Origin of the sequence: Bdellovibrio svalbardensis, from assembly GCF_029531655.1 — a bacterium.
In the GTDB taxonomy this organism is placed as follows: domain Bacteria; phylum Bdellovibrionota; class Bdellovibrionia; order Bdellovibrionales; family Bdellovibrionaceae; genus Bdellovibrio; species Bdellovibrio svalbardensis.
On the sequence record NZ_JANRMI010000003.1, the window covers coordinates 132,213 to 157,546 of the forward strand.

Annotated in this window: 22 protein-coding genes and 1 tRNA gene; 16 read left to right on the forward strand and 7 right to left on the reverse strand. The window is 46.2% G+C overall.

The annotated features are described in order from the left end of the window. Window positions 1–126: 126 nt before the first annotated feature. Window positions 127–414 (forward strand): HU family DNA-binding protein, encoded by a 288-nt coding sequence (locus NWE73_RS10740; protein ID WP_277578323.1) that lies wholly within the window; start codon window positions 127–129, stop codon window positions 412–414. A gap of 55 nt (window positions 415–469) precedes the next feature. Here the strand turns inward: NWE73_RS10740 and NWE73_RS10745 are convergent, their stop codons facing one another. The 3 genes from NWE73_RS10745 to NWE73_RS10755 form a co-directional block, all read right to left on the reverse strand. Then, the gene (locus NWE73_RS10745) at window positions 470–1,969 is read right to left on the reverse strand and encodes an FMN-binding glutamate synthase family protein (RefSeq protein ID WP_277578324.1); all 1,500 of its coding nucleotides are present in this window, start codon (window positions 1,967–1,969) and stop codon (window positions 470–472) included. Window positions 1,970–2,099: 130 nt separating this feature from the next. After that, window positions 2,100–3,314, reverse strand: coding sequence for an EF-P lysine aminoacylase GenX (locus tag NWE73_RS10750; protein ID WP_277578325.1), 1,215 nt, complete (start codon window positions 3,312–3,314; stop codon window positions 2,100–2,102). 11 nt (window positions 3,315–3,325) lie between these two features. Further along, on the reverse strand, window positions 3,326–3,562 hold the full coding sequence (locus tag NWE73_RS10755; RefSeq protein ID WP_277578326.1) for a hypothetical protein: 237 nt from the start codon (window positions 3,560–3,562) through the stop codon (window positions 3,326–3,328). A gap of 272 nt (window positions 3,563–3,834) precedes the next feature. Here NWE73_RS10755 and NWE73_RS10760 point away from each other — a divergent pair, with 272 nt between their 5' ends. The 11 genes from NWE73_RS10760 to NWE73_RS10810 all read left to right on the forward strand — a co-directional run bounded on the left by NWE73_RS10760 (window position 3,835) and on the right by NWE73_RS10810 (window position 17,837). Further along, window positions 3,835–5,280 (forward strand): TldD/PmbA family protein, encoded by a 1,446-nt coding sequence (locus NWE73_RS10760; RefSeq protein WP_277578327.1) that lies wholly within the window; start codon window positions 3,835–3,837, stop codon window positions 5,278–5,280. Window position 5,281: 1 nt separating this feature from the next. Next, the gene (locus tag NWE73_RS10765; protein ID WP_277578328.1) at window positions 5,282–6,619 is read left to right on the forward strand and encodes a TldD/PmbA family protein; all 1,338 of its coding nucleotides are present in this window, start codon (window positions 5,282–5,284) and stop codon (window positions 6,617–6,619) included. 9 nt (window positions 6,620–6,628) lie between these two features. Beyond that, entirely contained in the window at window positions 6,629–6,955 is a 327-nt protein-coding gene (locus NWE73_RS10770) for a DUF4286 family protein (protein ID WP_328517230.1), read from the forward strand. An 84-nt stretch (window positions 6,956–7,039) separates the two neighbouring features. Next, window positions 7,040–7,534, forward strand: a complete 495-nt coding sequence (locus NWE73_RS10775; protein WP_277578330.1) for an actin-binding protein — start codon at window positions 7,040–7,042, stop codon at window positions 7,532–7,534. Between the two features lie 351 nt (window positions 7,535–7,885). Further along, entirely contained in the window at window positions 7,886–10,648 is a 2,763-nt protein-coding gene (locus tag NWE73_RS10780; protein ID WP_277578331.1) for a PKD domain-containing protein, read from the forward strand. Next, window positions 10,645–11,361: a hypothetical protein gene (locus NWE73_RS10785; protein ID WP_277578332.1), complete on the forward strand. Its 717-nt coding sequence runs from the start codon at window positions 10,645–10,647 to the stop codon at window positions 11,359–11,361. The genes NWE73_RS10780 and NWE73_RS10785 overlap by 4 nt, the downstream gene beginning before the upstream one ends. Before the next feature lie 19 nt (window positions 11,362–11,380). Next, window positions 11,381–12,049: a hypothetical protein gene (locus NWE73_RS10790; RefSeq protein WP_277578333.1), complete on the forward strand. Its 669-nt coding sequence runs from the start codon at window positions 11,381–11,383 to the stop codon at window positions 12,047–12,049. A 151-nt stretch (window positions 12,050–12,200) separates the two neighbouring features. Beyond that, window positions 12,201–15,071 carry an aminomethyl-transferring glycine dehydrogenase gene (gcvP, locus tag NWE73_RS10795; RefSeq protein ID WP_277578334.1) on the forward strand — a complete coding sequence of 957 codons (2,871 nt, stop codon included), beginning with the start codon at window positions 12,201–12,203 and terminating at the stop codon, window positions 15,069–15,071. Window positions 15,072–15,218: 147 nt separating this feature from the next. Beyond that, window positions 15,219–16,193 carry a glycosyltransferase family 9 protein gene (locus NWE73_RS10800; protein ID WP_277578335.1) on the forward strand — a complete coding sequence of 325 codons (975 nt, stop codon included), beginning with the start codon at window positions 15,219–15,221 and terminating at the stop codon, window positions 16,191–16,193. A 9-nt stretch (window positions 16,194–16,202) separates the two neighbouring features. Next, the gene (locus NWE73_RS10805) at window positions 16,203–17,219 is read left to right on the forward strand and encodes a small ribosomal subunit Rsm22 family protein (protein WP_277578336.1); all 1,017 of its coding nucleotides are present in this window, start codon (window positions 16,203–16,205) and stop codon (window positions 17,217–17,219) included. A 126-nt stretch (window positions 17,220–17,345) separates the two neighbouring features. Beyond that, window positions 17,346–17,837: a hypothetical protein gene (locus NWE73_RS10810; RefSeq protein ID WP_277578337.1), complete on the forward strand. Its 492-nt coding sequence runs from the start codon at window positions 17,346–17,348 to the stop codon at window positions 17,835–17,837. A gap of 85 nt (window positions 17,838–17,922) precedes the next feature. On the opposite strand, the gene NWE73_RS10815 is transcribed toward NWE73_RS10810, so the two are convergent. Next, window positions 17,923–18,303 carry a hypothetical protein gene (locus NWE73_RS10815; RefSeq protein WP_277578338.1) on the reverse strand — a complete coding sequence of 127 codons (381 nt, stop codon included), beginning with the start codon at window positions 18,301–18,303 and terminating at the stop codon, window positions 17,923–17,925. A 139-nt stretch (window positions 18,304–18,442) separates the two neighbouring features. Further along, window positions 18,443–21,367 (reverse strand): hypothetical protein, encoded by a 2,925-nt coding sequence (locus NWE73_RS10820; RefSeq protein ID WP_277578339.1) that lies wholly within the window; start codon window positions 21,365–21,367, stop codon window positions 18,443–18,445. Between the two features lie 201 nt (window positions 21,368–21,568). On the opposite strand from NWE73_RS10820, the gene NWE73_RS10825 reads away from it, so the two are divergent. Then, window positions 21,569–22,204, forward strand: a complete 636-nt coding sequence (locus tag NWE73_RS10825) for a tRNA-uridine aminocarboxypropyltransferase (RefSeq protein WP_277578340.1) — start codon at window positions 21,569–21,571, stop codon at window positions 22,202–22,204. 53 nt (window positions 22,205–22,257) lie between these two features. On the opposite strand, the gene NWE73_RS10830 is transcribed toward NWE73_RS10825, so the two are convergent. Continuing rightward, window positions 22,258–22,764 carry a DUF4423 domain-containing protein gene (locus tag NWE73_RS10830; protein WP_277578341.1) on the reverse strand — a complete coding sequence of 169 codons (507 nt, stop codon included), beginning with the start codon at window positions 22,762–22,764 and terminating at the stop codon, window positions 22,258–22,260. An 80-nt stretch (window positions 22,765–22,844) separates the two neighbouring features. Further along, window positions 22,845–23,354, reverse strand: a complete 510-nt coding sequence (locus NWE73_RS10835) for an SAM-dependent methyltransferase (protein WP_277578342.1) — start codon at window positions 23,352–23,354, stop codon at window positions 22,845–22,847. A gap of 254 nt (window positions 23,355–23,608) precedes the next feature. On the opposite strand from NWE73_RS10835, the gene gcvT reads away from it, so the two are divergent. From gcvT to NWE73_RS10850, 3 genes are all read left to right on the forward strand, one after another. Continuing rightward, complete coding sequence (gene gcvT / locus NWE73_RS10840) at window positions 23,609–24,691, forward strand: glycine cleavage system aminomethyltransferase GcvT (protein ID WP_277578343.1); 1,083 nt, start codon at window positions 23,609–23,611, stop codon at window positions 24,689–24,691. A 10-nt stretch (window positions 24,692–24,701) separates the two neighbouring features. Next, window positions 24,702–25,091 (forward strand): glycine cleavage system protein GcvH, encoded by a 390-nt coding sequence (gene gcvH / locus NWE73_RS10845; RefSeq protein ID WP_277578344.1) that lies wholly within the window; start codon window positions 24,702–24,704, stop codon window positions 25,089–25,091. A gap of 55 nt (window positions 25,092–25,146) precedes the next feature. Further along, a tRNA-Leu gene (locus tag NWE73_RS10850) sits at window positions 25,147–25,229 on the forward strand. Window positions 25,230–25,334 lie beyond the last annotated feature (105 nt).

Consider the following 25,334-nt stretch of genomic DNA (forward strand, 5'->3'; position numbering starts at 1 on the left):
TATTGAAAAGTGATAGTCAGCCCCCTGCACATCTGTATAATCGGGAGTGTTATCAATGCTTTATGGTTCGATATGTTTAGACCGAAATACGGCATATCTGAGCTTGAGATCTGAAGGAACTTGAAGATGACAAAAGCGGATTTAATAAATTTGATCTCAGAAAAAGCCGGCATCACTCGCGTGAAAGCTGAGACTGTAGTTAACACTATTTTTGATTCTATGGTGGAAGCCTTGATGCGCGATGACCGTATTGAAATCCGTGGTTTCGGTTCATTTGTAAATCGTCAATATGGCGCTTATAAAGGACGCAATCCTCGCACTGGTGAAATCATCAATGTTGAAGAGAAAAAATTGCCATTCTTTAAAGTTGGTAAAGAACTCAAAGAAGATATCAACGGCGGAAAAGGCGAATAAAAAAAAGGAACCCACGGGTTCCTTTTTTTATTTCTGAATATCAGACTCCGAAAGTTTAAACCATCGAAGCGTAGATTTCTTGATAGGTTTTAATATGGTTGTCATCCACACGTTTATACAAATCCGCACGAGTCAGATCTTGAAACTTTGAAACTCCCATGGCGCCGATGATATGCGCCACCGTTCCCAGTGTTTCTGCATGGAAGTTTTTAACACGCTCTCGCTTGGTCGGCACATGAAGGCCTTTAACCAGATTTGGATCTTGAGTCGCAACACCTGTTGGGCATTTATTATTGTTGCAGCGAAGTGCTTGAATACACCCCAAAGCCAGCAACATTGAACGAGCCGCATAGGTCGCATCTGCACCAATACACAATAACTTTACGATATCAAAAGCAGTCGTGATCTTTCCGGTTGCCAGAACTTTCACCTTCTCGCGAACGCCAAATTTCTTCAGAGTATCAACAACAATCACCAAAGCATCAATGCCCGGCATGCCCATATAGTTTGTGAACTCAAGTGGTGCAGCGCCAGTTCCACCCTCGGCACCGTCGACGGCAATAAAGTCCGGATAAGAATTCTTTTCCACCATCAAAGAAACCAACTCTTCAAACTCGCGGCGATGGCCCAGGCACAATTTAATACCCACGGGTTTTCCACCGGATAGTTCACGCAAGGTCTCAATGAACTTCAACATTTCCGCGGCATCACTAAATGCACTATGTCCCGGAGGCGAAATCACATCTTTGCCCATCGGCACATTTCGAATCTGGGCAATTTCAGGCGTCACTTTTTTACCAGAAAGAATACCACCGTGCCCCGGCTTTGCCCCTTGGGACAACTTAATCTCAATCATTTTCACCTGAGGACGAGAGGCATTGGTTTTAAAAAGTTGTGGATCAAAAGTACCTTCATGGGTTCTGCAACCAAAATAACCCGTACCGATTTGCCAAATCAAATCTCCACCCAATTCAAGATGGTAAGGAGAAATACCGCCTTCCCCCGTATTGTGCGCAAAGCCACCGTCTTTGGCGCCTCCGTTCAGAGACAAAATGGCGTTCGTCGACAAAGAACCAAAACTCATCGCTGAGATATTTAACAAAGACAAAGAATAAGGCTGTTTACATTTCTCGCCACCCACGGTGATACGCAGATCTTTTTCATCCACATGTTTTGGATACATGGAGTGAGTCACAAACTCATAACCTTGTTTGTAAACGTCGTGCTGGGTTCCGAACGGCACTGTATCTAAAACTTTCTTAGCTCTTTGATAAACGACGGAACGCTGTTCGCGATTGAATGGACGACCATCGGTATTGGATTCAATAAAGTACTGATTGATCTCGGGACGAATTGATTCCAAGAGATAACGGAAATGTCCAAAGACTGGGAAGTTGGATTTAATTGCGTGACGAGTTTGTCTGATATCGCGAATTCCCAATGCGAAGAAGGGAACAAAAAAGAAGAGAGATAACAACCCCGGCATCCAATAGAAGTAAAATAAAACATTCGCAACAAGTACAACCACGAGGGCCGTGTAAAATTCTTTTCTCATTATTGAGCCTCGAACATTAAGTTTCTCTTAGTTTTCTTCAAACCCAGAGCATACAAAATTCTTGTCCACAAAGACAGTCTGTTTCGACTTCTCTCGAGGGCATCAGATCCGACTTTAATTCACGATTTATTTATACTGAGGGGAACAAACGAAGGTCTTTGATATTTTTCACATCAAAAAGACACATAAACAGACGCTCTACTCCCAGGGCGATCCCCCCAGAGGGAGGAAGTCCCGCTTCTAGACTTTGGAAGAACTCTTCATCCAGACGAATCTCTTCTTTTCCGGAAGCTCTTTTCTTTTGTAAATCCTCTTCGGAACGCTGCCGTTGAATTTTAGGATCATTCAATTCATGGAAAGCATTGGCCAGTTCCAGCCCCTTCCAATAGAACTCGAAACGATCCCCCCAACCGTCTTCTGTTAAGCGCGCCAAAGCCGCCTGATAAGGAGGGTATTTCTCAACAAAAATTAAATCCTCAGGTGGCAACTGCGATTCGATTTTATCCATGAAGATCAGAAAGAAATAGTCGTCGATGCTTTCGGCACTTCGTACGTCCACGCCTAACTTTTCCGCCAAGGCTTTGAGTTCGGCAAGAGTGGTCTGAGGAGTCAGATTGAAATTGCAGTAAATTTTAAAAAGTTCTGCGACGGAATAGCTGATAACCTGGCGCGGCCCTGGAACCTTGAGGGATTTTGAAAGATAAGTCACAAGACCGATCGCATCTTTTTTAATCGCCGCCAGATTGTCGTAGGCGCGATACCACTCCAGCATCAAGAATTCGGGCTGATGACGTTCTGTCACTTCGCCATTGCGATAACAAGGGGCAATCTCAAAAATTTTCTCTGCACCTAAAGCCAAGGCTTTCTTCAGATGAAGTTCAGGGCTGGTGGGCAAAAACAATTTCTCTTTGCGTGAGCCAACCTTGAGCTCTGTGGAAAACACATCCAGAGCGGGTTCTGTGCCGGGACAAACCACCAGGCCCGGGGTTCTTAACTCTACAAAGTTATTGAATTTAAAAAACCCGCGCAAATGATCGAGATAAGAATTCCATTTCAAAAACAATTCTTTGTCATAAGAGCGTTTTGGCAAAGGTGCCAATTGTGGAGCCAACAACACCAGTTCATTGACGGAAACAACCGCAACCAAATCACCGAAATCCAGGAATTCTGAATGTTCGGGGGCATTATCGAATTTAACTTTATGAGTTTGTTGGTCACGGTGAAGAGTCAGCGCAAGGCTTCCGTCCTCACGAACCAGGTCGTAAATACGACCGGCCACGATGACACCCGAAGGCATGGCCGGATAGGGTTTCCAAATTGATGAAAGATATTCTTTACGATCCAAGACTTGCCACTTTAGCGGCAAAGACCTTTCGCACGCAAGGAATCAAGCTGAGAAAAAATCGATTCCATTTGATTCGCCCCGAAAAGGACCTCTTCACCGGAAACGATACGGTGCTTCACCCAAGATCCGTTAAAGATCCCTTCGCTTGTCATCGAGCATTGAGGTAATTCAGTTTCAGCATGGGCCAAACCTGTTTGTGACAAAAGAACTAGAAAGAAAGTGGCCAAGGCTGCTAGTGCGATTCTCATTTTTTACCCCTTCTTCTCTGGTATTTTCCATCGTTGGTTCAATGTGACACCAGAGACGTTTCACGGAAGCTATAAAGCAATACGCTTGCCAAATGATTTCGAGCCATTTTGCTCCCATTCACTTTGGTCCTCTGGACTCGCGCCGAGGGGGAACTCGGGTACTATAGAGCGAAACCTCGGTATAACTTTCACAGCCTTTTGGTTTCAAAGTTGTATTTTTTCGCTCGATCCTATATCTGAAATACTGAATTTAATTGAGGAAAGGCCAAACTGTGAATCTAACTGGTAGCTTAAACCTGAATCTCCATAAAACCCTCTCATCCTTTCAAGATTCCGTCGACTGGGCCCAATTGCGTCACGTCTCTGAAAAAACCACCTACCGCACAGTTCGCGATGAAAAGCCCGATCGCAATCATATCTCTTTTGATCATGGCATCATGGTGGAAGTTTTGGTGAACGGTCACTTTGGATACGCGGGCACCAGCGATCTTTCTGATTCGGGTGTAAAGCGCGCCTTCAGCAAAGCTGTGGCAATGGCCAAGCAAGCTTCTTCTTTTAAGGTTCACGACTTCTCGGTTTTGCAGCGCCCCATGGCTAAAGGACACTACCACTCCCCAGTGACTCGCCCCATGGATTCAATTTCTGCAAAAGAGATTTCTGACATCTTTGTCGATGCCACCAGGGCGATGAAAGTGTCTGACAAAATCGTCAGCCGTTCTGCCACCGCTATGATTGTTGAAACCGAATTTTTCTCAGTCAGCACCAGCGGTTCTGATGTTCATCAGAAGTTTTCTATCGTCAGCACCGACTTCTCGGCCACTGCGGGCGCCAATGGTGATACCCAAACCCGCTCTGACAGCGGCGGTCTTGCGCGCTGTTTGCAAGTGGGCGCCGAAGTTTTCGACCGCGCTTCCATTCTGGAGAGATCCAAAAAATTAGCTGAAGAGTCTGTCGAACTTCTTTCTGCAGAAAACTGTCCAGAGACTGCTATGAATCTTTTGATCGCGCCTGATCAAATGACTTTGCAGGTTCATGAATCTATCGGGCATCCCTTGGAGTATGATCGTATTTTGGGAGACGAAAGAAACTATGCCGGATGGAGTTTTGTGAAGCCGGATGATTTCGGCAAACTTCGTTATGGCTCGAACTTGATGAATGTCACTTTTGATCCGACCATTCCTGATGCTTTGGCGTCTTATGCTTTTGATGACTCTGGAAACCCAGCGAAGAAAGAATTCCTTATCAAAGACGGCCTTCTGGTGCGTGGTTTAGGTGGCCTGGAATCCCAAGCCCGCCTGGATCTTCCAGGTGTTGCCAACACCCGCTCTTCTTCTTGGAATCGTGCCCCGATTGATCGCATGGCGAATATTAATCTGGAACCGGGCACCAGCAAACTTTCTGAGATGATCGCCTCCACAGAGCGCGGCGTTTTCATGATGGCCAATAAGTCCTGGTCTATCGACGACTATCGCAACAAATTCCAATTCGGCTGCGAGTACGCGAAACTGATTGAAAACGGCAAGCTCACAAAGACTCTTAAAAATCCAAATTATCGCGGCACCACTGTGAATTTCTGGAACAGTTTGAAAGCCGTCAGTGAAAACCGTGAAACCTATGGCTCTCCTTACTGTGGTAAAGGCGAACCAAATCAGGTTATTCGCGTCGGACATACCACGCCTTATTGCCTCTTCTCTAATATCGAAGTGTTTGGAGCTTAAAATGAATTTTACTGAATCCACCAAAAAAGCTTTCAATGCTGTCGCAGATCATCTTTTGCAAAGCCTTCAGACTGGCGAAGAAGCGAATTTAAATCTTCACGCCGAAGATACAACTTTCATCCGTTTCAATAACAATAAAGTTCGTCAGAACACTCACGTTGAACAGCGTTCTTTGGGTTTGCTACTGCAAAAAAATGGCAAGACAGCGAACCTCAGTTTCTCTATCACAGGCCAGGTGGAGGAAGATAAAAAACGCGCCGATCACTGGCTGGCAGAAGCTCGCAAAGAATGTGATCTTTTGCCCGAAGACCCTTATCAGGTGGCTTTGCAAAATAACGGCACGAGCGATAGCACCATCACGGGACATTTGCTTTCTGAAGGTGAACTCTTCAAGGCAATCACAGAGCCCGCACAAGGCAGTGACCTTGCGGGACTTTACTGCGCAGGGGCTTTGATCTCTGCAAATAAAAACTCCAAAGGTCAAAGCCATTGGTTCGCGAATGAGTCCTTCTTTATGGATTACTCTTTGTACCTTGGCGAAAAAGCTGTGAAAGGCGTGTACGCGGGTACCGCTTGGAACCAGGCGGACTTCGCGGCAAACTTGGCGCAAAGTAAAAATCAATTGGCACTGATGGACCGACCAAAGAAAACATTGCCACCAGGGGCCTACAGAGCCTATCTCGCTCCGGGCGCCGTGGCTGAGCTTGCGAGCATGTTCTATTGGGGCGCCTTGAGCTTCAATGGCTATAAGCAAGGAACCAGCGCGTTCATGAAGCTGGCGGATAAAGAGAAAACTTTGTCACCGCTTTTCTCTATGCAAGAAAACTACAAAATGGGTCTGATTCATCAATTCAACTCTTTGGGCGAACTTTCTCCAGAGACGTTGCCATTGGTGAGCGAAGGCAAGCTGGCCAACTTCCTGATCTCCACAAGATCTGCGAAAGAGTATTCAGTCACTGGGAATGCGGCGGATTCTTCCGAAGCACCCCGTTCTTTAGAGATTCTTCCGGGAACTTTGCAGAAAGCCGACATTTTGAAGGAACTAGGCACGGGACTCTATTTGTCCAATTTACACTATCTGAATTGGTCAGACCGTATGAATGCGCGAATCACGGGAATGACCCGTTATGCGTGTTTCTGGGTGGAAAATGGCGAAATCGTCGCCCCGATTGCAGATATGCGTTTCGATGAAAGTCTTTTCGACTGCCTTGGGCAAAATCTTGTCGCGGTCACAGACTTCCAAGAGGTCGATCCCCAGGTTTCCACCTATGAAAGTCGCTCTTTCGGTGGCAAAAAAATCCCGGGCATGCTAATCAAAGACTTCAAATTCACTCTATAGAGGCAACCAATGGTCACTTATACAGTTCACATGACGGTTCAACACGAGGCTTATGCTGAGTACGTGGAATGGCTTAAAACTGAACACATCCCTGATTTCCTTAAGGTTCCTGGATTCTTAAGTGCGGATCTTTGCCTTCGCAAAGGTGGCGCTATGGTCGCTTCCAGCAAAGAGGTCAAAATCATTTACCACGTTAAGGACGAGGACCATTTGAAGGCTTACATCAGTGACTACGCGATGAAGCTTCGTGAAAAAGGCCTTGAGAAGTTTCCGGGAAAATTTTCAGCCACACGTGAAGTTTGGTTAGAAACTCTAAAATTTGGTAACGACTATTAATTTTGTGTCAAAGTATTAAGAGGGGACTTTAATTTCCCCCTTTCTAGGTGTATCTTGAATGCACCTTAACTAAAGGAGAATTTCGTGGCATCTGCAGCTTTCCAAAAAATCTTGGGTAACCTCTCCAAAAACAAGAACGTACAAAACCTTCTTGAGAACTTCCAAAAATTGAGCGACGAAATCAAAAAAAGAGAAACTGAGCTCAAAGGTTCTTTCGATCAAAAGAAAGAAGAAAAACTAGAGCAAGCTTGGAAGAAGTACCAAGAGATCGTTAAAGTTCTTAGCACTTCAGAAGAGAAGCTTGAAAAAGAAGTGAACATGACTCTTGAGAAAATCAAAAAGTCAGCTGACGCTCTTGAAAAGAACATCGTCGTTGCAAAGAAAAAAGCAATCGCCAAAAAAACAGAGCTTGAAAAGACCATCTTCAAAAACCAATTGAAGACAGCCTCTAAAAAGAAAGCCACTGTAAAGGCAAAAGCAAAAGCAAAACCAGCAACAACTAAAAAAGCGGCTGTGAAAAAAACCACAACTCGCAAAACAACAAAAAAAGCTTCAAAAAAAGCTTCAAAAAAAGCCTAATCTGCTAACAAAAAAACAAGTCTCAAAAGACCCGCATTCCAAAAAAATGCGGGTCTTTTTTTTTAAAACCCAGAGCCAAACCCTACCTAGGCAGGACGGCCACGATGGCCGGCCTCTAGCGTTCTCCCGGACGGAAACACCCTCAACCTACCCATCACTGCCTCACACACTCCTCATCCCCCCACTCCACCCGTCAAAACTTTGCACACAAAACCAAACATTCAAAAAGGTCCCTTCAAACTGTAAAACTCTTAGCAAGCCCTCCACCTCATATTGATTCGCCAATCGAAAACATCTGGAGATTTATCTCTGCCAGCGTAACCATAAGATCAAGCAAGCAAGGAGTCGCCGATGAATTACGGAAGAGTCTTACTGCCGATGAGTTTAGTTCTTTTAGCTGGATGCCAAAAGTCTACCGTCAACCAAGATCTCGCAAGCACAGTGGACAGTGCTTCTATTAAGTGCGAAGTCTCCGCCGCGGACCTCTCTTCTGCTGATGCCTCTGGTGAAAGCCTGAAGATTGTCGGCCAATCCGCAGTTCAATCCGGTAACGCCGTAAAATTCACTCTGACCGATTCAGGCAGCTGCGTGAACGGTCAAAAAGTCAGCTGGAAAGCTGCCGGTTCCAGCAGCGTTCGAACAACATCGACTGGATTGACATCTGTATATAATAAAGCTGGATCCTATGTGGTAACTGCTCAAGAAAAGACAACAGGCACAACGGACGCGCCTGTTGTCTCATTTAAAACAGCTGTTGTCTCTGAAGAGATGATGCTGTCTGGCCCCCAAGCTGGCTTTGCATTTAATAATGTCAGCTTCTCTCTTGTCGTTCCGGCGTCAATCACGCCCAGCCATATCAGCTTTGATTTTGGTGATGCCACAGCGACTGTGAATGACGTTCCGCAAGCGACTCATGTTTATTTTGAGCCCGGTGTTTATCAAGTGAAAGCCACGGTGACGGAAGCCAGTGGCAAAGTCACAACTCTATCTCAACGTATCACAATCATTACTCTGGTCGACGGCATGAGCTGTCTTCAAGAGCTTGCGATCTCAGGCGCCACGGAAGCAAAGGTTAAAGTGGCGACTTCTCTGTCCGTTTATATCCCACCCTGCTTAACTGATAAAATTGGAGCTGTTCGTTGGACTTTCGGAGACAACGAAACAGGCGCCAATCAATCCGTGACTCATACATACGCAGCCATTGGCACCTATCCTGTGACAGCAACTCTCTATCTTGGTTCAAGCCAAGAGCCTTGGATTACTTTGGATCATTCAATTCGCGTGATCGAAAATCTTGTCGTCGATCCAGAGCCGCCAGCTCCAGCAGATCCGAACTCTTGCACCACTCAAGGTGCGACCCGTGAATCGCAAAGCGAATTGTATTCTGAAACTCTGGCTTGCGGCATTGATGGAACAAAATCTGTTTCATACCGCGACCGTGTTGTTGAAGAATGTAAGCTGGTCGTGGAAAAGTTGGCGTGGACTGAAGTTTCACGCACCAAAGAAGTCACCAATGAAGGACCTTGCGAGGGACAGTCTTGTAAACTTCCAGATGGTTCTCTATTGGCAAACGGAGCTTCTAAAGTTCTCTACTCAAACGCGGCGCCAGCAGGTTCCTGCTCGACAGTCAGCGAACAACGTACTTGCAATAACGGAGTTCTTTCCGGTTCCAGCAGTTCAAATCAAATGACTTGTCATGATGGATGCGGAAACTTCGGTTCTCACGGCACCGTTAAAATTGGAGTCGTAACTGGTGAGACACAAGTTCCTCTTACTTGTTCTTTCGGAGAACAAGGATTCTTTGATGTCTATACGCAAATCTCTGATCAAACTTGTAAAGATGGTTCAGTTTCAAATTCAAACACTCGTCAAGGTACCCTAAAAACACCCGGTCAGTGTCCGGTCTACAGCTATGCTCCTACTGACGCCTTCACTGCCTGCTCTGCAGATTGCGGTGGCAAGCAAAGTCGTATCTTTGTCTGCCGCGACGATAAAGGGGTTCAAGTAGATAATGCCCGCTGCCAGGGATCTGCGATGCCGGTCGAAGAACGAGTTTGTGATGGCAATCCAGCGGCTGTACGCCGCCAAGAAGTCACAACAACTTCGGAGGAAGCGAACAGTTCAAAACTATGTCCTAAAAATCAAATTGGCTTGATCATTAAATCACGTGATGTGGTGAATACAAAAACTTACGCTTGTATTGATCATCAGGTCCAACTTGAAAGCAATGTTTCAGTACCAAGCCCATGGGTTGAAGAAAGCTTCTGTCGCGACTACGTCGCCCGCCGTTGCTCTCAAGACAGTTTGAGCAATACCGAAGCGAAGGGTCGCTATGATTGGATGGTCAAGTGTCAAAACCAACTTCCAATCATCAAAGATTTCTTGGATAACTTCAATGACGTGAAAGTGACTTTGAGTGGTCAACAAGTCTCTTTGGGATCTGCAGGTCGCGAATTGTACCCAACATTCATGAACTTTGCTTTCAAGCCTGAAAAACCTTGGATTGCTCCAAAAGTCAAAACTGCACCTTGCGTGATGCCTGAGACGGTTTATGTTGCGACAGTGTGTGTTTCTTCTTGTGCGACACCAGAGCAACAGATCTTGGCTCAAGAAAAAGCCAATGGAAGTTTGAAATACGTACCGTTCATTGAAGCCCTCACTAAAAACATGAACTTCGTGGCTTCATTGCAAAGTGCGCAGTCCATGGGAAGCAAAGAAGTCGTGAAAACAAAAGTCGACCAATGGGTTACTGAATTGATCGACACTGAACATGACATCTTGGTCTTCAAAATGAAATCAGGTCGCGAGTTGAAAGTGACTCCAAATCATCCGATTGTAACTTCAGAAGGCTTCATGAAAACTGCCGCTGAATTCAAAGCCGGAGAATCGCTAGTGCAATTGGGTGGAAACTTAGATCCAATCGTTTCTATCACCGCGACGAAGTATTTTGGCAAGGTCTACAATGTGTTTGTTCAATCCAGTGCGATTCACAAGAACATCCTTGTGACCAATGGTTACCTGAATGGTTCGGCTTACTTCCAAAATGCGGGAGTCAAAGACATGAACCGCTCATTGTTCAAACAAAAACTGACAAGCGGAGTCTTTAGCAAATGAAAATAAAGACTGTTACCGCAGGGGTCATCGTTTCAGCAGGTGTCGGGATCGGGATCTATCTGATCTCGGCACCAAAGACGACAAGTTCACAAGCGCCTTCCCTAGAGTCGCAAATAGCGACTGACGTTGTGATTTCACCGACTCCTGCTGCGAAAACTGCGATGATGAAAGCTTCTTCTGATTCGAAAGCCTCTTCGCCTCGGGAAGAGGCGGCTGCAAAGAAGGTTTGGGAAGATTTCAAGTACGGTAGAGAACTCAACAAATATGCTGCCATCGAAACGAAAGCACTGTTGTTAGAGCACGACAAAGTTGCAAAAAGAAAACTTCTGCATGACTCAGGATTTATCCACAGCCTTCAACCTTTGTTAACAACCGTCGCAGTCCACGAAGAAGCCGCGCACTTGCAGAATGTTGCAGTGGACTTTCTTTTCGAAGCTTTGAAAAGCGATTTGCGCTCTGATGTCGTTCAAGTTCTACAAGCTGTTGTCGCGGACCCTTCTGTTGAAGATGAAAGTCGTGATTTACCATCAAGAAAATCACTGGCGGGAGTGAAGGCAGAAATTCTTTTCAATTGGTCCTCTGTGGAGCCCACTTCTGACCCCGAAATATCGGCGGCCCTGCCCGGTCCAGTCAGTCAAAAAATCTGGGCTAACGTAAAGAAACAACAGGAAAATAATCTCGCGGAATCTGCGACGTTTCAGTCTCAAGAATAGGCGTGCTAGCATCGTCCTGATGGTTATTGCTAGGTCCGTTTTAAAGTCATTGGCTAAGTTGTTGGGCGTTTTGTTGTTGGCCGTGCTGTGCTTTGCCTTCATCACCACAACTGCGGTTTCCTATTGGACTGTGACGACTTTGATTTCGATTTCTTCTGATCAGGACGTCGATCATAATCTCAAGGAAGTGACCCGCATCGGACAAAAATACATCTTGGAGCTGCGACAGTTCGAGGGACTTTTGTCAGATATCAACAAAACAAAAATGCCGCCAATTTGTTCGACTTTGTGCAATGGCGCATTCCTGGATCAGGAACGGTTTTCCAACGAACGAGCTGCCTATTTACACAGCTTTTTTAAAAATCAAAAGGCTGCAGCTCTACAAGACCCCTCTTTCCGAATAAAAGTTGAAGAGCTGACTTTCCTCTCCAAGGCTTTTCCGAAATCCTTGCGCGCCCTCATTACGGATATTCTGGAAAGTCCTGAAAGCAAATCACATCCTTGGGCCCTCACCTTTCGATTTGAGGGTGTGATGCTTTCCGAGCTATCTGGCATCAAAGCCCACCTGATGCAGTTGAAGGTGGACTCTCACAAACTGGATGTTTTCAAAGACCTTATGAAGTCCTGCCAGGGTGGTGCCCCCCGCAAAAAGCTTATGGAAGAATGTCGCAAAGAGTTTCCCAACTAAGCTTTTCTAGCGCCCGTATTGCCTACATTGATTGATGTCGCTCTCTGTCAGCGCCCATCTATATATTGCCTCGCATTAGCACCCACTGGACGTCTTGCAAAGCTTTAATCTCATAGTCGGCTGTGCTAATCTCGGGCGCATTGAGGTGCACATGAAACTAGCAGATCTTTCTCCTATCAACGAGTTTATTCCTCGCCATATCGGGCCTAACGACACCGACATTCAAGCGATGCTCAAAACTTTGGGCTTTTCTTCTTTGAATGAATTGGCTGACAAAATCATTCCTTCGCAAATTCGCACTCAGCACAACTTCGCTGATGTCGGCCCTGGTATTTCTGAATACGGTCTTTTGAACCAATTGAAATCAATGGTTTCAAAGAACAAAGTTTTCAAATCTTATATCGGCATGGGCTACCACGACACGATCACGCCAACGATCATTCAAAGAAACATCTTTGAAAATCCAGTCTGGTACACAGCCTACACTCCTTACCAAGCAGAGATCGCACAAGGTCGCTTGGAAGCATTGTTGAACTTCCAAACTATGGTCATTGATCTGACAGGCATGGAGATTTCAAATTCTTCGCTGCTTGATGAAGGAACAGCGGCTGCGGAAGCGATGTTCATGGCTCACGCTCTTTGCAAAAACAAAGCAAACGCGTTTGTGGTGTCTCCGAAAATGCATCCTCATGTGATCGAAGTATTGGGCACACGTGCAGAGCCATTGGGCTTTGAAATGATTTTGATGGAGCCTTCTGCTTACGATTTCTCTAAACCAGTTTTCGGTGCCTTCTTCCAATACCCAGATACAGAAGGTGGAGTGCAAGATCACTCTGCAACTGCAAAGAAATTCCATGATCACGGAGCCTTGGTGACGGCTTCTGTAGATCTTCTCGGTATGACACTTTTGACTCCTCCAGGAGAATGGGGCGCTGACATCGTGGTGGGTAATTCACAACGCTTCGGTGTACCACTCGGATTCGGCGGACCTCATGCTGCCTTCTTGGCCACTAAAGACGCTTACAAGCGCATGATGCCGGGTCGTCTGGTTGGTATCAGCGTCGACTCTCAAAACAAACCGGCTTTGCGTTTGGCTTTGCAAACTCGCGAACAACATATCCGTCGTGAAAAAGCGACTTCAAATATTTGTACTGCGCAGGTGCTACTGGCGAACATGGCATCTATGTACGCTGTCTATCACGGCCCTGAAGGTTTGAAACGTATCGCTCAACGCGTGAATCGTTTGACTGCGATCATGGCGGACGGTCTTTCTAAACTTGGTTACAATGTTTCAAAAGATTCTTTCTTCGACACTGTAACCGTGACGACGGACAAAGCGGCTTCGATCATTGCTGATGCTGAAGCTTTGCAAATGAACTTCCGTATTCTTGCTCCAAACAAATTGGGTATTTCTTTGAATGAGACTGTTCAGCCTCAGGATATCGAGACCATTTGGATGGCCTTCAACGGTGGTAAGAAAACAGATCTTACGGTGGATTCTATCGATGACACGTTGAAATTCGAACTGCCTGCGGCTTTGGTTCGTAAGTCACCTTACATGACAAACCCGGTGTTCAACTCTCATCACAGTGAGACGGAACTTCTTCGTTACATCCATCACTTACAAAACAAAGATATCACGTTGACTCATTCCATGATTCCATTGGGTTCTTGCACAATGAAACTGAATGCAACAACAGAGTTGATTCCGGTTTCTTGGCCAGAAATCAGCAAACTTCATCCGTTTGCTCCCGTGGCGCAGGCGCAAGGCTTGATCGAAATGATCAAAGACCTTGAGCACAAGCTTTGCGATATCACGGGCTTTGCGGCAGTAAGCTTGCAGCCTAATGCGGGTTCTCAAGGTGAATACGCGGGTCTTCTGGTCATTCGCAAATACCACCAGACTCGTGGTGAAGCGCACAGAAACATTTGTTTGATTCCATCTTCAGCGCACGGAACAAATCCTGCCTCTGCAGCTCTCGCAGGCATGGAAGTGGTCGTCGTGAACTGCGATGCTCTTGGCAACGTAGAAGTTTCTGACTTGAAAGAAAAAGCTGAAAAGCACAAAGCAAACCTGGCTTGCTTGATGATCACTTACCCTTCGACTCACGGTGTGTACGAAGAAAGTATCAAAGAAATCTGCCAGATCATTCATGACAACGGCGGACAAGTTTACATGGACGGCGCGAACATGAATGCCTTGGTTGGCATGTGCCGCCCTGGTAACTTCGGCGCAGACGTTTCTCATATGAACTTGCACAAAACCTTCGCGATCCCTCACGGTGGCGGCGGACCTGGCGTGGGCCCTATCGGTGTCGGCGCTCATTTGAAAGAGTTCTTGCCGAAGCACTCTTTGGTTAAAGAAGCAGGTCCTGCGAACGGAATCTCTGCAACAACTTCTGCTCCTTGGGGAAGTGCCAGCATTTTGCCGATCTCTTGGGCTTACATCACAATGATGGGCGCGCAAGGTTTGCAAAAGGCAACGTTGGTGAGTTTGTTGTCTGCGAACTACATCGCGAAGAAATTGGAAAAGGACTATCCAGTTCTTTACAAAGGTAAGAGCGGCTATGTAGCCCATGAGTGCATCATCGATACACGTGAGTTGAAAAAGACTTCAGGCATCGACGTGACTGATATCGCGAAACGTTTGATCGACTACGGCTTCCATGCTCCAACAATGAGCTTCCCGGTTGCCGGAACTTTGATGATCGAACCGACAGAGTCTGAACCAAAACAAGAACTCGATCGTTTCATCGATTCAATGCTTTCAATCCGCAAAGAAATCAATGCGATTGAGTCTGGTAAGATGGACAAAGAAAACAACGCTTTGAAAAACTCTCCGCACACAGCACAGATGTTGATGAAGCCAGAGTGGAATCATCCATACTCTCGCGAAGAAGCCGTCTACCCAGTAGAATGGCTTCGCACCAACAAGTTCTGGCCAGTCGTCGGACGCGTCGACAACGCCTACGGAGACAGAAACCTCATCTGCAGCTGCCCAAGCATCGAAGAATACAAATAAGACCCCAAAAAGAGCTGGAAACCCCAGCTCTTTTTTTTAGGGGTGCCTGCCGTTTTCTCGGAAAAGGTGCCAGGCACCTTTTCCGAGAAGATGGCAGGCACCTTTTGGGTTTTGCCTTTTCTTGGGGGGGCCTTTATAGTGGGGGTTATGAAACGGGTGCTTTTGGTTCGGCTTGATAAGATTGGTGATTTGATTTCCACGATGTGTGTGGATCAGGCGGAGCTATTGAAGGGCTGTGATGTTCGCTGGGTGATTTCTAAAGGGTTGGGTTTTGTGCCTGATCATGCGGAGCCTCGTAGAACCTATATTGAGCTTTCTAAAGAGGACTGGAAGACATCCCTTCAGAATTTGCGCAAATTCATCCGTGAATTTAAGCCTGAAGTCGCCGTGAGTTTCCAAGCTCCCTGGTGGGTGGGTTATGCACTTTGGGCTGAAGGAGTTCCGGTTCGAGCCGGGGTCCAATCTCAATGGCACAGCTTTTTGTTCTTGAATAAGGGCCTGCGCCAACGTCGCAGCCTTGCGACTCAGCATGAGGCCGACTACAACTTTGATCTTCTTCGTTATGCCTTGGACGACACTTCCGCGCGCCCAGCCACCCCGATTCTGAAACTAACGGCACCAACCAATCCCGAGCTTCTGCAGAAGTATGGGCTGACTGCCCAAAACTATGTCGTAGTTCACCCGGGCATGGCGGGATCTGCCTTGAACTGGCCTACTGCGAACTATATTGAATTGATCGAGAAAATCACGCCATCAACTCAAGTGGTCCTCACCGGCACCCCTGCAGATGAGCCTTTTCTTAAAGACATCAAAGCGCACTTTGCAAAGAACTCCAAAGTTTTGTCTTTGCAGAATTTATTAAAGGCACCAGAGCTGTTCACGGTTCTTAAAAATGCCAAAGCGGTTGTTGTTCCAAGTACGGGAGTTGCTCACATGGCAGCCTCTTTGGGAACTCCGACACTGGGCCTTTACTCCCCGATTCGCGTGCAACATCCACGTCGTTGGGCCGCTCGCGGGGAAAAAATTCAAATCTTTGTCCGTCAGAACGAAAATCCTCCATATGACAATGCTATGGAAGAAATCAAAGTGGATGATTTGCTTAAAGCCCTTTCCTCATTATAGATTGAAACCATGAACAGACATTTTTCCATTCCCAAGAATTTTGAAGACTCTATTTCTGCGGCTCTAGCGAGCTATAAACTCACACTTCAGGATTCGAAGACATTGGCGAAACATGTTCTGACTCTTTCAGACTATTTCATCCAAAATCCCGAGGGTATGACTCCTTGGCACGAGAGTTCAGCGCAAATCGCTTATTTGTGCTATTACCTGCCCCTCAATGCTGCCCGCCTTCGCGCGATTACCATTGAAGGTGAAAAAAGAGGATTCTTCGACGGCCTTGAAGAAGTCATCGATTTCGGCGCAGGTCTTGCGACAGCTTCGCTGTGCTTGGCCGAGTCACAAAAGCTTCAATATACTCTGATCGAAACTGCCTCCGAGCCGCAAAAACTCATCGAGACTTATTTCAAGGATTTCACCGCAAGAGAGTGGATTCGCACCTTCAGTGCAGCTCGCTTGAAGAATCCAAGAAAGACTTTGGCGCTGTTCTCATACTCACTGACTGAACTGGCGGATCTTCCGGATTGGGCTTATCAATGCGAGGCTCTGATGATCGCTGAGCCTTCCACACAGCAAGACGGCCGCAAGCTTTTGCAGCTTAGACAGAAGCTTTTGGAAAAAGGCTATCACGTCTGGGCCCCTTGCACCCACGAAGGCGCTTGCCCTTTGTTGACTCAATCAAAAAACGACTGGTGTCACGATCGTATTCATTTCGATGCCCCTCCATGGTTCCAAAAAATGGAAGAGCAATTGCCAATGAAAAATCGCACACTGACTATGAGCTATTTGTTGATGCGAAAAACGAAACCCGCTGCTATCAAAGCCGCTCGTGTCGTGGGTGACACTTTGAAAGAAAAAGGCAAGGACCGCCAAATGATCTGCCAAAGTCCTGAACGAGAATTTCTGGCATGGATGCATAAGGCCGGGATTCAGCAAGAAATCCCCCGCGGAGTCTTGATTGAAATGCCGGAAGACTTACAAAAAGTCTCTAATGAGCTTCGCGTAAAAAGCGAAATCAAAATCCTCTGATTCATTTCACAGAATGGCTCTTTGTTTAACTTTTTGACAGCCCTTTGGTACCAACTGCTCCATATACAAAATGAACTTGGAACAGCAAGTGCATCGAACTCCCCATTGAACAAAAAAGGAGTTCGTATGAAAGTTCTTGTAGCGTCCCTGGTATTGCTTGCAGCAAGCTCTTCGTTTGCAGCCTCAGCTTCAAATTTTGAAGGCTCATATCGTCTTACCAAAAGCCAAGTCGATGGCGACACCTTCTGTTATAACGGAATCATCATCGCCAAAGAGGAAAATCAATTAGCCTTCTATCGTGCAGATATCTCTTATTCTCCGCTCTTTAAAGCCGAAGTAAATGGCGAAGCGCGAGCAGTGAGTGGTTCGCACGGAGAAGCTATGAGCTCTTATAAAGGCACCGAGTCTGTGACTTTAGATGCAAAAGGACTTCTGACTTTTGAATTCAAAGCCGTGAACAAGTTCCTGGGAATCCCGGCAACACGCGAAAAAGAGACTAACACTCTTCAACTTTCTAAAGATGGGAAAAAACTTCGCGCAGTTCGCGCGACCTTTGAAGGCCCTGTTGCAGGTATTGGCAAAAGAGCAAAAGCCCTTTGCGAGTACGACCGCGAATAGCATTTAAAGTTCAATCACTTGAAAAAATAAAGCCGAGGTTTTACCGACCTCGGCTTTTCTATTTAGAAGATCTAAATTTCGAAGCTCAGTTGCACTTCAGCCCTGCGATATACTCACCGGCATAGGCGTGAATCATATCGTACTCACCATCAAATTGGCTCAGCTGAAAAAGTCCCGATACCACCATTTTATAAACAATCGATTTATCATTTATAAAATCAGCCAAACGCTGGCCTTTAATGATAAAGGTCACACCCTCCTGAGCCAGAATATTATATCCAGCCACTTCCTGCTGAGGGGTGTATTTTCGCGGAATATCCTGAACCTTCATCGAAATGTCGACGCCATTTTGCTCCATAAGAACTTCAGCCCGGTCATCGGCGGAGTGACAGTACTTAAGAATCGAATCTTCCGCTCGCGCGCTCAAAGACACCAAAGTCAATCCAGCCACAAATAGTGCTTTCATAGCACCTCCTCGTGAAAGCACCTTATTCACGAGGACTCCCCGCAACAAGTGACGCCTCTGAAATCTAATGCTCCAAAACGAAAAAAGCCGAGATCCTCAGATCTCGGCTTGCGAATTTTCAATCTTTATTACCTTAAATTTATTTTGCCAGAGGGAACACCTGATTTACCAGGCTCGCATCCCAGCTTGGAGTCAAAGTGTAGTTCTTAATACGTGTTCCACTTAGGTTGTAAGAAGAGCTCACACCTTTACCCGCTGTTCCGGCCACCGCCGCAGAAAGAACCGCCTGGAAAGTGAAGGCACTCGAAGTCAAAGACTTGCCCAGGTCCGCATAGGCCGTTGTAAAGGCCATTCTGTCATTGCGTTCCAATGCGATTTTCATGTCACGCAGATTGACGATGACTTCGCCCGTTGCATCCAAAGTCGCCTGTTGAGCTTGGCGCACGCAGGCATCAGCGTGGTAGTCATAAACAGTTCCACACATTTTGATAGGATCATTGTAGCTATCATTTCGTCTATCAAATTTGTTCATGCGAACATAACCCGTCAAGAACGCCTGAGCATCTCTTTCCAGTTTAGCTGAAGCAACACGGTCTTGCGCCAAAGCCATCAAGAAATCAGTTGCCGATTTATCGAAGGTCAACATGAACGTCACTGTAGAGTAGCCAAGATTTCCCGCTTTAGGAATTTCAACATAAAGCTCGTTGCGCATGCCCGTTAGCGCCACCAACTGATTCACAACACCTTGAAGTTCAGAATCTTTAGTGTGGGTATCTGTATAAGAGAATGCAAACTGCCCAAAGTAACCTGTGTCTTGCAGTGAATAAGTCGAAGCATCACGAACATTATATCGAGCCGCTGTGAAGGCCACTGTTGAGTTTTCAACCCAGTTGAACATGCGAGAGTCACGAGCCTTCATGTAAACTGAATAATTCGCATCCCCCAAAGTATTGTCAGGGAAATACTGAGTGATTTGAGTCTGATTGATGCGACCTTTACCCCAGCTTGCCGTCATATACGGAATACCCATGCTGAGTGTGCGCAAAGCACCGCGTGCCACGTTATCCTGTTTGGTCACTTTGAGAACGGTCGTTTCACCTTGAGAGTTCGACAACTTTTGTGCATCAAGAGCAATCCCTTTGAACACGAAGTTTTCCAAAGCTTTAGCACCTTGAGGATCCGCCGCATTGAATAGCCAAGAGAATTGGGAATCCGCAGACTTAAATTGGCTGGCGGTATAAGCCAAGGTCAATGTAGAACCAATCGCCGCTCCAAAGTTATTCATTTTAACAGCAGTCCGGTTGACGTAGTAAACAGAGTCAGTGACCTTTTGGATCTCTGTCTTCCATTGCCCCACAGCGATATAATTCACACCGACATTGGCTACGATATACGCCGCCCCTGCCGAGAACATCACGCCCCCCATTTGCCCAAAGCTCAAAGAGTCGCCCACTTTCAGCTTTTTGAGATCATTCAAAGCGGAGGGAGTCGCAGGGATAGAAGTATTTTCTGCTTCTACACCCGTCTTAACGATAGTTCGGTAGATCTTCTCAGTTCCCACGATGGGCGCCATACCCAGTGTCAAAGCAGTACCTGGCTTCCAAGCGGAATACTGAGCAACCACAGCACCACCGACAGCCCCGGTGATCGCCATTTTTTTCTCAACCAAGAAGCCCTTGTTTGTAGAACTGACTTCGATTTTTTTTACACCGGCACCAGAGGAAGCCATTGGCATTTTAAATTGCGAATCCAAACTGGTGATTTTCGTTGGCGTCTGAATATCCAATGAAAGAATCGGAGAGAAGCTGAACTTCCAAACGTTCTTTTTGTTTTCAACTACACGCGAAGTAGTCTCTGAACGTTCTTCGTCATGAGTTTCCGTGTGTTCCTCTTTGCGGGTACTTTCACGGTCTTCATTATGCGTTTCAGTGCGCTCTTCCTGGCGAGTCCCTGTACGGTCTTCATTGTGTGTCTCGGTAACCGTTTCTTCGCGAGTGCCTTCACGAACCTCATCATGGGTTTCTGAATGCTGTTCGATCACAGTCTTTTCACCCGTAACTACGGTTTCACCACTATCAACAGTCGTCACTTCAGTTTTGGTTCCATACTGATGAACATCGGCTAACTTGATGGTATCGGCGTCATCAACCACGCCATTCTCATTAGTATCAATCCATTGATAAGCGCGCTGTCTGTAGCGATCCTCCACCGCAGAGTAAGTCGTCGTCGTGATCACGCGAGCTCTGTAAGTCACACCATTTGAATCCGTGTAAGGAGCTGGTGTCGAAACACTTGTGATAGCTGAAGAGGTCCCAAAAGTTGAACTGCCCACACCATTATCGATAGCAGTGCCACCCATAATGCCCCATTGGCTCATGTCTCCGCTTTGAAGTGCGTTGTAGACATCTTGCTTGGATACAGGAACACCATTATTGACCCAATAGTTGCTCTCGGCCTCTGCCCCAAAAGTCACACTTTGATTTTTTATATAATTAGAATTGATGTTTGCCAAAACGCTATTGGCAAAGTCACTCGCTGACTGAGAGTTTTGAATGTTAACACTCATCCCGTACGAGGCGAGCGTGGCGCTATTCGAAACTATCGAATAAGGAGTCACCACTTCCGTCTTGATAACTGAAGTCGTCGTCCATGTTGTTGTCACCGGTACCGTATAAGTATAAGGAACAGAAGTTGTCGTCGTCGTCGTGACTGGAACTTGGTACGTGTAAGGGACATCAACGATTGTCGTGGTAGTCACTGGAACTTGGTAAGTATAAGGAACATCCACAATAGTCGTCGTTGTCACCGGAACTTTAACCAGGTGAGTGTCAAAGACAACCGTCTGTGTGATATCCGGAGAAACACCGTTGGGATTGACATAGATGAAGCCCAAGCCATTATAAATCGGCGAGTTTTTCATGAATGCCATCATGTCGGTCTTAAAGTTAGTTTTATACGTCGGTTTATAGATTTTCGCGGCCTCTTCAAGAGTCATCGCTTTTTGCTCTTGTGCCTGAGCAACCAATCCAGCCACCATTAAAGACAAAATAACTTTGTATTTCATTCCCCAACCCCATTTTGTATAGTCGGAGGGTTATAGAGCACGACTTTACAGTGGGATAGATAAGATTTCTTGTTGCCCAATTTTCAGAAAAAAATTCTCACTTTCCCTCTAAAAATCGCCTTTTTTCAGTCTTCCGGAAACTAAGGGAACAGTGCTCCCACTTTTATTGCTTTTCAAGCCAGAGTCCTGCAAGGTGGGCCTATGATTCCCGAGCGAAAACGAAAAACCAAAGACCCCTGCCCGAACTGCTATTTGCACCGGGAACGTTGCATTTGTGAGTCCATTCCCACACTCAATCTAAAAACACGTCTTTGCTTAGTCGTGCACGCCAAAGAATTGAAACGCACGACCAACACCGGCCGCTTGGCCATCAAAAGCCTGGTGAACAGCGAGATGCGCATTCGTGGGGTCAACTCCGGCAACACTCAAGAGGCCTTGGACTTGAGCGACCTCCTTGTACCCGAATATCGCACCCTTTTATTTTACCCTTCTGAGGACGCGGTGGCCTTGACCAAAGATTTTATCGGGGAAGATCCAAGGCCCATTCAACTCATCGTACCGGATGGAAGTTGGCGCCAAGCGAGTAAAGTCCATTATCGTCACCATGAACTAAAAGATGTGCCGCGAGTGATGATTAAAACTCCAAACACGGCAGTTTTACATATGCGAACAGAGACTACTCCGGAAGGTATGGCAACTTTGGAAGCCATTGCACAAGCTATGGGAATTATTGAAGGTGATTTTGTCGGACAAGAGCTGATGAAACTCTACAACGCCAAACTTGAAAACACTCTGATTGGCCGAGGTCAGCTGAAGAAGCAAGATGGCCAAAAATAAAAAGGCCGCCTTGGGCAGCCTTTTTATTCGTCGAATTTAGTTTGTTGATATGATTAGTCTCTGAGGCTGAAACCCGAAACCGGGAACATTGATACAGAGATCTGATAAGTCTTACCTTGGTTATTGCCACCAGCATCTAGAAATTGAGCAAGCTCACGGCGGAAGTTTTTGATTTTCTCTTTTGCTTCCGTCAAACGTGCTTCATCAACAGTAATAGAGATTGTTGATTGCTCACGCTCTTCGCTTGGCATTTTCTCAAGAAGACGCTCTAGCTTGCGCTTCATCTTCTTTTCGCGGCTCACTTCAGCGAAACCTTGGAGCTCTTCGTTTTGCAAGTTCAGACGCTCACCGAACATGCGAATAGTTCTCAAAGTCACCGTTCTTTTGCCATTTAGGATTTTGGACAAAAATGACGAGTCCACTTCGAGGTGTCGAGCGAACGCACGCAACGAATAACGTGGGTAGTTCTGGCTACGACGAGCGAGTTCATCTTCAAGAAACTGTCTAAAGTCTGAATTTATTTTTGAGTCCTGCATGTCGACAAGGATTATGTGTCGCACTCCGAATAATCAATACCTTGTTAACACCCTTACAGACATTTAATACAGCCATACGGGATGCGTCAAAAGGGACGCAAACATTACAGAATTTTATCGAAAATCAATAGTTTACGTATTCGACTTCCTTCTCGAACATGTGTTACGGCCGCACATTTGTAGGAGGCTTGAAAGCCTTCCCAAGCGATCAATTCACGCTCCAAAAGCTCTTCATCTTTTTGCGGAACCAAGATAAATCGCGAAGCTTGCGCCCCTTCTCTCTCGAATAATCCTCGTAAAATCTGTAAGGTCGTGTGGGCACCAACACCAGCAATAATGGCCGTACCCTTTAGTGGCGCAGAGATATTTTCTCCACTCTCAGCCCAGAAAAAAGCCTTCTGCGAATACTCCGAACGCTGATGCTTAACAAGAAAAGTCTGCTCCAACCGCGCAATAATATGTGGAACCTGATCGACAAAATGAATCTCAGGAAAAGCCCCACTATGATAAGCCTTCAACCCCATATACCCATGATCACAACAAAAATCCCAAACCGGCTCGCCCGGAATCAAAAAATCAAAAATTAGCTGCATACGATCAGAAAGTTTCGGCATAGATGCGCTAAATAACAGTATCCAATTCCTCAATCAACAATCTTCCCCGTAGCGATGGCGCAGCCAAGCTCCCCCTCCCGCAGAAACGGGCGAGTTCAAAAAGGGTCACATGCAAGGCGGAGGGTTTTCCGCGAAACGCAGGCGTGGCAGCGCCACGTCGGAGAGAAGCGGAAGGCCCGACAACGCAGTCAGGTGGCCCTTTTTCAACTCGCCTATTGACTGACTAAGAGGGTCGGCGCGATTATGCCTGCACTATGAAAAAGACTCCTTTAGCAGATACACATGTTTCCCTTGGCGCTCGCATGGTTGATTTCGCTGGCTGGTATATGCCAGTTCAGTACACAGGTCTTCGTGAAGAACACGATGCTGTTCGTAACAATGTGGGTTTATTCGATGTTTCTCATATGGGCGAAGTTCGCGTTAAAGGCCCAAAAGCTCTAGAGACTCTAGAGTGGTTGACGACAAATGATGTTTCTAAATTGAATGACGGCGAAGCTCAGTACTCTTTGCTTCCGAATGAGCAAGGCGGACTTGTCGACGATATTATCGTTTATTGCCTTTCTAAAAACTCAGACTATCTGGTGTGTGTGAATGCCTCCAACAAAGACAAAGACTTTGCCTGGATGACAAAACACAATAAAGGCGCAGATATCACTGACGAAAGTGATCGCTGGGCACAGATCGCGATTCAAGGTCCAAAAGCCTTGGAACTTTGTGATCGCGTTTTCTCTTTCAAAGTCAGCGAGATGAAGTCATTCACAGTTAAATCTGGTGAATTCCAAAATCACAAAATCATGGTGGCTACGACTGGTTACACCGGTGAAAAAGGCTGTGAAGTGTTCGTTGACGCTGCTGGCGCCGTGGCCTTGTGGAATACATTGCTCGAAAAAGGCCAAGACTTGGGAGTAAAATCCATCGGCCTGGGCGCACGCGATACGTTACGCACAGAAATGAAATACTCTTTGTACGGCCATGAGATTGATGACACAACGAATCCATACGCTGCGGGTCTTGGTTGGGTCATTAAACCTGCCAAAAAAGACTTCCTGAACAAAGCCCAAATCGTAGGCACAAAAGAAGCTGGTTTGTCGCAAAATCTTGTGGGATTTAAGATGCTTGAGAAGGGCATCCCACGCCAAGGATACAGCCTATTTTCTTTTGACAACAAAGAAATCGGCAAGGTAACTAGTGGTACACACTCTCCGACTTTGGATGAACCTATCGGTATCGCTTATATCGACGTGGCCTTCGCAAAAGAGGGAACTGAGTTCCTTCTCGATATCCGCGGTCGTAAAGTGAAAGCTGTGGTTGTTAAAACCCCATTTGTAACGAAATAAGGAGCCGAACATGGCATTTCATATTCCTGAAGACTACTACTACACAAAAGAACACGAATGGGCTCAAGTTGACGAGAACATCGTAACAGTTGGCATTACAGAATTCGCACAAGACTCTTTGGGCGAGGTTGTTTACGTTGAACTTCCAGAAGAAGGTCAAAAAATCACTCAAGGCCAAACTTTCGGTGTTATTGAGTCTGTTAAGGCCGTGAGCGACCTTTATGCACCTGTTTCAGGCACTGTAATCGAAGTAAACGCATCTCTAGGCGACGATCCGTCTATTTTGAATGACGACCCAGTGAACGAAGGTTGGTTGGTTCGTATCGAAATGGATACAGAAAAAGAGCTCGCAAACTTGATGAGAGCTCCAGAATACAAAAAATTGATCGCTGAGAAGTAGTTTTTCGTTGATTTAGCTAAAACAATTAGCTAAATCTTTGTTTCCGCAATCGTGTGCCCCGCTGGTGAAATTGGCAGACACGCTAGACTTAGGATCTAGTGCGCAAGCGTGGGGGTTCAAGTCCCTCGCGGGGCACCAAATCTTCTCCTTAAAAAGAAGATCGCGAGTAAGAAAAAAGCTGACTAAATAAGTCGGCTTTTTTTATGTCCGAAATCACTGAAAACGGTTTCTTCAACTCATAAA

What these genes read in the sequence shown, in the direction of transcription:
- NWE73_RS10740 (WP_277578323.1), top strand. Translation starts at nt 127, where the DNA reads ATGACAAAAGCGGATTTAATAAATTTGATCTCAGAAAAAGCCGGCATC.
- NWE73_RS10745 (WP_277578324.1), bottom strand. Translation starts at nt 1,969, where the DNA reads ATGAGAAAAGAATTTTACACGGCCCTCGTGGTTGTACTTGTTGCGAAT.
- NWE73_RS10755 (WP_277578326.1), bottom strand. Translation starts at nt 3,562, where the DNA reads ATGAGAATCGCACTAGCAGCCTTGGCCACTTTCTTTCTAGTTCTTTTG.
- NWE73_RS10765 (WP_277578328.1), top strand. Translation starts at nt 5,282, where the DNA reads ATGAATTTTACTGAATCCACCAAAAAAGCTTTCAATGCTGTCGCAGAT.
- NWE73_RS10770 (WP_328517230.1), top strand. Translation starts at nt 6,629, where the DNA reads ATGGTCACTTATACAGTTCACATGACGGTTCAACACGAGGCTTATGCT.
- NWE73_RS10780 (WP_277578331.1), top strand. Translation starts at nt 7,886, where the DNA reads ATGAATTACGGAAGAGTCTTACTGCCGATGAGTTTAGTTCTTTTAGCT.
- NWE73_RS10785 (WP_277578332.1), top strand. Translation starts at nt 10,645, where the DNA reads ATGAAAATAAAGACTGTTACCGCAGGGGTCATCGTTTCAGCAGGTGTC.
- NWE73_RS10790 (WP_277578333.1), top strand. Translation starts at nt 11,381, where the DNA reads ATGGTTATTGCTAGGTCCGTTTTAAAGTCATTGGCTAAGTTGTTGGGC.
- gcvP (WP_277578334.1), top strand. Translation starts at nt 12,201, where the DNA reads ATGAAACTAGCAGATCTTTCTCCTATCAACGAGTTTATTCCTCGCCAT.
- NWE73_RS10800 (WP_277578335.1), top strand. Translation starts at nt 15,219, where the DNA reads ATGAAACGGGTGCTTTTGGTTCGGCTTGATAAGATTGGTGATTTGATT.
- NWE73_RS10805 (WP_277578336.1), top strand. Translation starts at nt 16,203, where the DNA reads ATGAACAGACATTTTTCCATTCCCAAGAATTTTGAAGACTCTATTTCT.
- NWE73_RS10810 (WP_277578337.1), top strand. Translation starts at nt 17,346, where the DNA reads ATGAAAGTTCTTGTAGCGTCCCTGGTATTGCTTGCAGCAAGCTCTTCG.
- NWE73_RS10815 (WP_277578338.1), bottom strand. Translation starts at nt 18,303, where the DNA reads ATGAAAGCACTATTTGTGGCTGGATTGACTTTGGTGTCTTTGAGCGCG.
- NWE73_RS10820 (WP_277578339.1), bottom strand. Translation starts at nt 21,367, where the DNA reads ATGAAATACAAAGTTATTTTGTCTTTAATGGTGGCTGGATTGGTTGCT.
- NWE73_RS10825 (WP_277578340.1), top strand. Translation starts at nt 21,569, where the DNA reads ATGATTCCCGAGCGAAAACGAAAAACCAAAGACCCCTGCCCGAACTGC.
- NWE73_RS10835 (WP_277578342.1), bottom strand. Translation starts at nt 23,354, where the DNA reads ATGCCGAAACTTTCTGATCGTATGCAGCTAATTTTTGATTTTTTGATT.
- gcvT (WP_277578343.1), top strand. Translation starts at nt 23,609, where the DNA reads ATGAAAAAGACTCCTTTAGCAGATACACATGTTTCCCTTGGCGCTCGC.
- gcvH (WP_277578344.1), top strand. Translation starts at nt 24,702, where the DNA reads ATGGCATTTCATATTCCTGAAGACTACTACTACACAAAAGAACACGAA.